This window comes from Flagellimonas algicida, from assembly GCF_049629585.1.
Classification (GTDB): Bacteria; Bacteroidota; Bacteroidia; order Flavobacteriales; family Flavobacteriaceae; genus Flagellimonas.
Genome location: NZ_JBMYIX010000002.1, coordinates 1,099,771 through 1,106,864, shown reverse-complemented (window position 1 = coordinate 1,106,864; position 7,094 = coordinate 1,099,771). Strand labels below are relative to the sequence as shown.

Genomic DNA, 7,094 nt, shown 5'->3' with positions numbered 1-7,094 from the left:
GATCAAACTCTTCATTGTATTTCCTTGAATGTCTGTCCGACACCCGGAAACCAGAGTCCCCGCATCAAAATGGTTCTTAATTCTCTTTACGCTGTCGTTACAATATGTATATGAACTTCTTTATTCTTTTTCCTTCCGTTTCCGGCCTCTCGACCTCTCAGAAGCGCCCTGCCTTATCAGCTAAGCGGGTGCAAATATACGCACGTTATTTTCTTTCCACAAAATGTTTTGAGGTATTTTTTTTCAAAAAAATGCATTAAAAATGTAAGCTGCTGTTTTTCAGATACCATTATTTTCAATTTACTTTTTCTTTTACGAAAAGAAATTCCAAACCAGTCCAAAACGGATAACAAAATCCCTATATGGATAGTTAGGGGCCGAATAATAATTGGGTTCCGAAAAGATTGAATTGAGATGCTCCGCCTTTAGGTATATGCGTGTCTGCCTTACCTTCGCATTAATAAAAAGGTCCAGCAACGGATAGCCCCCAAATTCTTCATTGTTCTGTATATAAAATTCCCCTAAAAGAGGATTATACGCATTCATGTTGTATGCCGTAAAGTATTTGAACGTGACCCCGGTCTGGATATACATTGCTTTCTTAAAAACATCACTTGAAAAATACAGACTGTTCCTTGTCAATAGTTGGGGAAGGTTCAAAACTTGATTGTCCTGCGTAACCTCTTGATACAATACCGTATTGGCCAGTGCCCATTTTCTCCATTTGAATTCCTTGGTATATTTTGCCCGCAGATGGTTTATGGTGGATGACTCTTGGAAAGGTTTTACAAAAGCGGTCTCCTGTGCATCATCTATTTGTTCTTGGGTGGCGGTCGACATGAAATAGGTATAGTTATCAATGGCGCTGAACTCAGCTTCAAGCCTTCCGAATAGTTTTGAATCAAACCCGGCCTTTATACTTTGCACTTGCTGCTTTTCAAAAGTGCCCGTGTTTTGCCAGTTGTAGTTCCTGTAATCACTCTGATACAATAGATAATTGAAATCCGGCATTCGGGACGACATGTGGATACCTCCAAACACTGTATTGTTTTTGCTCAACCGATAACCAACCCCGGCATTTAATGTATTCCCCGTAAGATCACCTACCACCGTATAGTTTAAATCGCCATACAAAGACAGCGGACCAATACGTTTTGAATACACCCCACCTACGGCAATTTCCTGTCCATCCAATTTATTTTGGATGGTTCCTTCCTCTGTTATTATAATTCTATTGAAGTAATAGTTGTAATTGTACAAGCTGGCGCTCCCCGTCAACTTACCCAAAGTCCTATTGGAAAACTCCACACTACCCTTATTGAACATGGTCTTCAACCTTGCCCTGTCCTCAATGGGAACCAAGAATGGGTCATCCCCAAATGCATCGTTCTGGGCTGATTGTTCAAAATCGTACAGCTTGGTTTCATAGGTAAATTCGTGGCCGATGGTCAAAGTCGTCGGGTTGGTGTCGGTGGAATCCTTTTTATGGTTGACCAATTTGTAACGCTGGTCAAAGAAATACCGCTTCCCTAAAACCCTATTGTTGGCATTGGTATACCGCACATCAATTTTAGATCTATCTTGAAAATCGGGCAAATCTTCTTCAAACTGATTTCGGTTCAACAATCCCCCATTTTCCTGTCCTTCCAATTCCTGTGCCGCAATATGGCCCCGAACCGCATACCTGCCATTTTTAGTGATATAATTAAAGGTTGTCCTAAAATTTCCTGATCGGGCCTGCTCATACCTATACTTCCCCAAGGATCTAAAACCATTGAACGCCAACGAAGCATTGAACCGCTTGGAGGTATTAAAAGTCAACATGGCATCCAAGAACTGCCCTTGCTCCATGGATGTCTTGAACATGAGCTCGGTCATGGGCGTTGCCACGTTATAATAATCCACATCTTCCACCTCAAAATATCTGGCGTGTTTGGCGGTTGCACCCATACGGGGGTAGTAAGATCCTTTAGAAAAGGTTTTTCCCAATTCATTATAGGGTTGCCCCATATTGGCAAAAGGCATCAACTCAAAATCGTCCTCCCTTATATAATTGTATTTGTACTCTTTATATATAGTAAGGGTCGTATCCAAAATGGTAGTATCCCTAGCGTAGGAAATGATTTTGTAATCAGCAATGGAAACAGAGTCTGCCTCCACTATTTTCTTCTCCATCCGTATAAACCTGCTCCTTTTTTCAGGATCAACCTGTAACGAAGAATCTTTTTGTTCTGTTTTTGGGGGGCCTTTCTTTGCCACCTTTATAGAATCCATCTGCTGAACCAGCAAAGAATCCTTCTCGGCAATTTTTAAAGAGTCTGTCTCCTTTTGCGGGGGTATGGAATCCTGCTGTGCAAAAAGAACCTGTCCCAAAAAAAAGAGTAGGGCAAAAAATAGAAATCTCATTCCATGGTATTGGTCTGACAAAGGTATATGTTTTGTTTCTAAAGAAATGTGAAAAATTTCCCAGCAAGTAATACCAGCGTACAGTGCGAAGTCCAACATTTGGTGTTGAACAAATGAGCCCTTATCTTTCACCTTCATTGACCAACATGCTACAGGCACTATATAAACATCCGAACGAAGCGGGAACCGATGAAGCGGGAAGAGGCTGTTTGGCCGGACCCGTGACCGCGGCCGCCATTATCCTTCCCGAAGGTTTCTCCAACAACGTTCTAAACGATTCCAAACAGCTTACCGAAACCAAGAGGGATGCCCTCCGACCCATTTTGGAGCAGGAAGCCGTTTCTTTCTCGGTATGCCATGTTTTTCAGGGTGAAATTGATGAAATCAATATTCTCAACGCATCCTTCTTGGCCATGCACCGGGCCCTTGACAGCATGCCCCATAAACCCAGCTTTATTTTAGTGGATGGGAATCGGTTTAAACCCTACCCTTCCATTGCCCATGAATGCATCATCAAAGGTGATGGCAAATATATGAGTATTGCCGCCGCTTCGGTATTGGCAAAAACATATCGGGACGAATACATGGCGCAAATCCATGAGGAATTCCCCATGTACAATTGGAAAAAGAACAAAGGATATCCCACCAAAGAACACCGAGAGGCCATAAAAAAATACGGATTGACGCCATATCACAGAAAAAGCTTCAGACAGCTACCCGAACAATTGACTCTGGATATTTAAAAATTCTAACTTTGTTCCAAACTTCAAAAATGAGACGTAAGGTACTTTTTTGCTTGCTCCCACTTTTCATCCTATCCTGCAAAACCGAGGTAAAGACCAAAGATTCGTTATTGGACCACCTGCCTCCCAACGCCGCTTTGATCATTAAGATCAACAATCTGGCCAATTTTAAGAGCGAACTCAAGAACAATGCCTTCTTGGGGAAGACCAAAGGTTTTTCCATCCATGACGAGCTTATGGACAAACTGGATGGGATGGAACATGTATCCACGGACCAACCATGCGTTCTTGCTTTTTATGAAATGGGCAAGGACAATTACGATTTTGTCCTGATAACCAGCAAAAACCCAGGCCTCTTCAATGTGCAAGAGGGAACCGACAAAACCGTTGAGACCCTTTCCTATGAAGGCAGAGACCTAACAAAATACAGTTTGGACAGTTACGAGGTGTTCGCCATGGCCCACGATGGCGATATGATCCTTGGCTCTTCACAGATGCTTATGGAAAACATGATACGGGCCAAGGGCAGTACTCCCATCAACCCTACTTTGGAGAAGCTTTATGAAACTTCGGGCATTAACAAATCGGCCACATTGTTTTTGAACTTGGACGGAAACCCATCGCTTCTGTCCTTGAACGACAATAATAAAAATGGTAAGCCTTTTTCGGAATGGGTATCCCTTGATTTTACGGCCAATTCGGACGAGGTGAGCCTCAACGGCATCGCCATGGCCCCGGATTCCACCAAAAATTTCATCAATCTGTTCAAGGGTACGGCGCCACTTGCCAATAAAACCCCACTGTATGCCCCATTGAACGCGCAAGCCATTCTTTCTTATACGTTTGATGATTATCAGGTTTTTGCCAAGAACCAGAACACCTATTTGGACCGCATAAAACCAGTGGATTCTCTTTTTAATACCATAGAGGAAGTGGGCATTATTTACTTGAACAACCAAAAGGTGGTACTCTTGAATTCGTATGGCACCGAAAGTCTCTCGGACTTTTTGGATCGGGACAAGGCTTCATCACAATCCTACCAAGGCAGCGAAATCATTGAACTGCAAAAGAAAAATTTATTGATAGAGGGCTTTGCCCCGTTGGTTTCCGGATTTGAGGCCAACTATTGCACCATCTTGGAAAACAGCTTTGTTTTTTCCGAGAACAAAGAGGCTTTGCAGACCATCATTAACAATCACAGTAGTGGTACCTCGTTTAGCAACAGCCCCATATTCCAAACCGCAAAGGCCCCTTTGGCCAACGAATCCAGTATGTTGTTTGTCTCAACGGATTCCGGTATTGATTTCTTTGCCGAACAAGAACTGGCCCCCAAGCTTTTTGAACCTATCCAGAAAACGAATTTGGACGAATATGCCTTTGCTTCGCAGATTGTGGGCGACAGCGATTTTGCCCATCTCAATCTATTGGTATCCAAAGTGGGAAAAAAGGTAACCTCCAATACAGTGACCCCATTGTTCACCTTGGAATTGGATACGGACCTGGCCATTGACCCCCAATTTGTAAAAAACCACAGGACCAATAAGCAAGAAATTGTGGTGCAGGACCGCAACAATGTCCTTTACTTGATCTCCACCGAAGGCAAAGTACTATGGACCAAACAACTGGACAGTAGAATCCGTGGTCCCATCCAACAAGTTGATATTTACAAAAACGGAAGGCTTCAGTTGGCCTTTTGCACCAGCAATCAATTCATGATCATAGATCGAAATGGCGAGGATGTCCCTCCGTTCAAGATCAATTTTGAAGGGGGCAACCTAAATCCATTGGCTATCTTCGATTACGATGGAAGAAAAGACTACCGGTTTGTAATTACCCAAGGCAGAAAGGTCCATATGTATAACAACAAGGCAAAGGTTGTGGGCGGATTCACTTTTACCGAAGCTTCCAGTCCCATCATTGCCGCCCCAAAACATTTTAGGATGGCCAATAGGGATTATCTGGTGTTCCAATTGGAGGACCAGACCCTAAAAATCCTACACAGGACCGGAAAGGATCGTATAAAAGTTGCAGAAAAGATAGATTTTTCCAGCAACGAAGTGTTTCTGTACAAGAATAAGTTTTCCATGACCAACAAAAAAGGGGTGCTCCACCAAATTGACACCAATGGCAAACTCACCGCTACCAATTTTAACCTCAACAAAGACCATGGCATGTATGCCACAAGCAACACCTTGGTGTTCATGGATGACAATATCCTTAGCATTAAAGGCAAAAAAGTAGAGTTGGACCTAGGTGTGTATTCAAAACCCAAGATTTTCTACATCTACGATAAGATTTATGTGAGCGTGACCGATATCCAAAACCAAAAAATATATTTGTTCGATAGCCAAGCCGAGCCCATTCCCAATTTTCCCGTGTTCGGAAACTCCCTTATTGACCTAACGGACATGGATAACGACCGAAAATTGGAGTTGGTGGCCAAAGATCAAGAGAATTCATTGATCGTATATAAAATGAATTAAGAATAGCTTCACTACGGCTTATACATTGGTTTGTACGAGTTACACATTTTAACCCTCATTGAGGAATGTTATTTAGTACTTTAGATGGAATTATTTTTCATCAAAACCACAACTAAAGTACACTGTAATGAAAACCTCAAGCAAAACCTTCCTCAGTTTGCTGATTGCTCTGGTGATTGGCTCCAGCGTCAATGCCCAATTCTTAAAAAAACTAGGTAAAAAAGCCGAAAAAGCCGCACAGCGCACCATTGAACGAAGGGTTGAAAAAGAAACAAGCGAAAAGACCGACCAGGCCTTGGACAGTATTTTGGAACCGGGCTCTGGCGAAAAGCAAGGTCCCAACACTCCCCAAGGAAACGATTCGCCCACCAATACTACGGGTAACAATTCCGGCAATAACACTAATACCGGAGGAGCCTCAGCCCCACAAGCCAAGAGCATTACCGTATATAGTAAGTTCGATTATGTCCCGGGCGACAAACTCATGTTCTTCGACGACTATTCCAAAGACTTTATAGGGGACTTCCCTTCCAAATGGAACACCAACGGTAGTGGCGAGGTTGTCACCATAGATGATTCCCCACAGCGCTGGATGGAGCTTGTTCCGGGATACGGCATCCATTATATTCCCAACATGCCCGCACTACCCGAGGAATATACCATTGAGTTCGACTTGCTGACCTACGGTATGGACAACCAGACATCATCCACAGCAGGCATTGAAGTCAGCCTAAGTGATGATGCCAACTTCAAGGCTGGCAACCATTATGTCGAAGTTTGGCTCCCCGTAGGTCAGTATGCCGCATTCGGAATACGGGCAAGAAACTACGTCTACGGAGAGGGAACTGCAATCAATAGTGAGGTCCGATCCGATATACGGCAAGCCGTGCTCAACCAGCCCCATATCTCCATTGCGGTAAACAAGGCCCGCTTCCGCCTTTGGGTGAACGAGGAAAAATATGTGGACATTCCCCGTTTGGTTCCACAAAACAAATTGACCACCCTTAAGTTCAATGTCAACGGACTTAAAGATGGAAAGGAGAAAATCTTCATCTCCAATCTTAAAGTGGCCGAAGGAGGGGTAGACCTTCGCAGAAAACTCCTTTCCGATGGCAAGGTATCCACCAATGGGATCCTTTTCGATGTAGGTTCGGCCAACATACAACCGCAATCCATGGGCATCATCCGCCAAATATCACAAGTACTGGTCCAAGAAGCTTCCATGAAGCTAAAGATTGTGGGCCACACCGATGCAGACGGTTCCGATGAGAGCAACTTAAAACTATCCAAGAACAGGGCCGATGCTGTAAAAAATGCCCTTGTATCCGTTTATGGGGTGTCCGCAGACCGATTGACTTCCGAAGGAAAAGGGGAAAGCGAACCCGTAGGGGACAACAATACCCCAGATGGCAAAGCACAGAATAGAAGGGTTGAATTCATAAAACAATAAGAACACAATATC

4 protein-coding genes are annotated in these 7,094 nt (G+C 43.6%); 3 read left to right on the top strand and 1 reads right to left on the bottom strand.

From position 1 onward, the window contains the following. Positions 1–312 precede the first annotated feature (312 nt). Positions 313–2,406, bottom strand: coding sequence for a putative porin (locus tag ACPD8L_RS13795; RefSeq protein ID WP_423943851.1), 2,094 nt, complete (start codon positions 2,404–2,406; stop codon positions 313–315). A gap of 146 nt (positions 2,407–2,552) precedes the next feature. Between ACPD8L_RS13795 and ACPD8L_RS13790 the strand changes: the two genes are divergently transcribed. From ACPD8L_RS13790 to ACPD8L_RS13780, 3 genes are all read left to right on the top strand, one after another. Next, positions 2,553–3,149, top strand: coding sequence for a ribonuclease HII (locus ACPD8L_RS13790; protein ID WP_421810067.1), 597 nt, complete (start codon positions 2,553–2,555; stop codon positions 3,147–3,149). 29 nt (positions 3,150–3,178) lie between these two features. After that, positions 3,179–5,632: a ribonuclease HII gene (locus ACPD8L_RS13785; protein WP_421810068.1), complete on the top strand. Its 2,454-nt coding sequence runs from the start codon at positions 3,179–3,181 to the stop codon at positions 5,630–5,632. A gap of 127 nt (positions 5,633–5,759) precedes the next feature. Then, a complete protein-coding gene (locus ACPD8L_RS13780; RefSeq protein WP_423943849.1) occupies positions 5,760–7,082 on the top strand; it encodes an OmpA family protein in 1,323 nt (440 codons plus the stop codon). The last annotated feature ends 12 nt before the right edge of the window (positions 7,083–7,094 follow it).

Excerpts from the sequence above, each read along its gene's own strand:
- ACPD8L_RS13790 (WP_421810067.1), top strand. The coding sequence starts at position 2,553 with ATGCTACAGGCACTATATAAACATCCGAACGAAGCGGGAACCGATGAA.
- ACPD8L_RS13785 (WP_421810068.1), top strand. The coding sequence starts at position 3,179 with ATGAGACGTAAGGTACTTTTTTGCTTGCTCCCACTTTTCATCCTATCC.
- ACPD8L_RS13780 (WP_423943849.1), top strand. The coding sequence starts at position 5,760 with ATGAAAACCTCAAGCAAAACCTTCCTCAGTTTGCTGATTGCTCTGGTG.
- ACPD8L_RS13795 (WP_423943851.1), bottom strand. The coding sequence starts at position 2,406 with ATGAGATTTCTATTTTTTGCCCTACTCTTTTTTTTGGGACAGGTTCTT.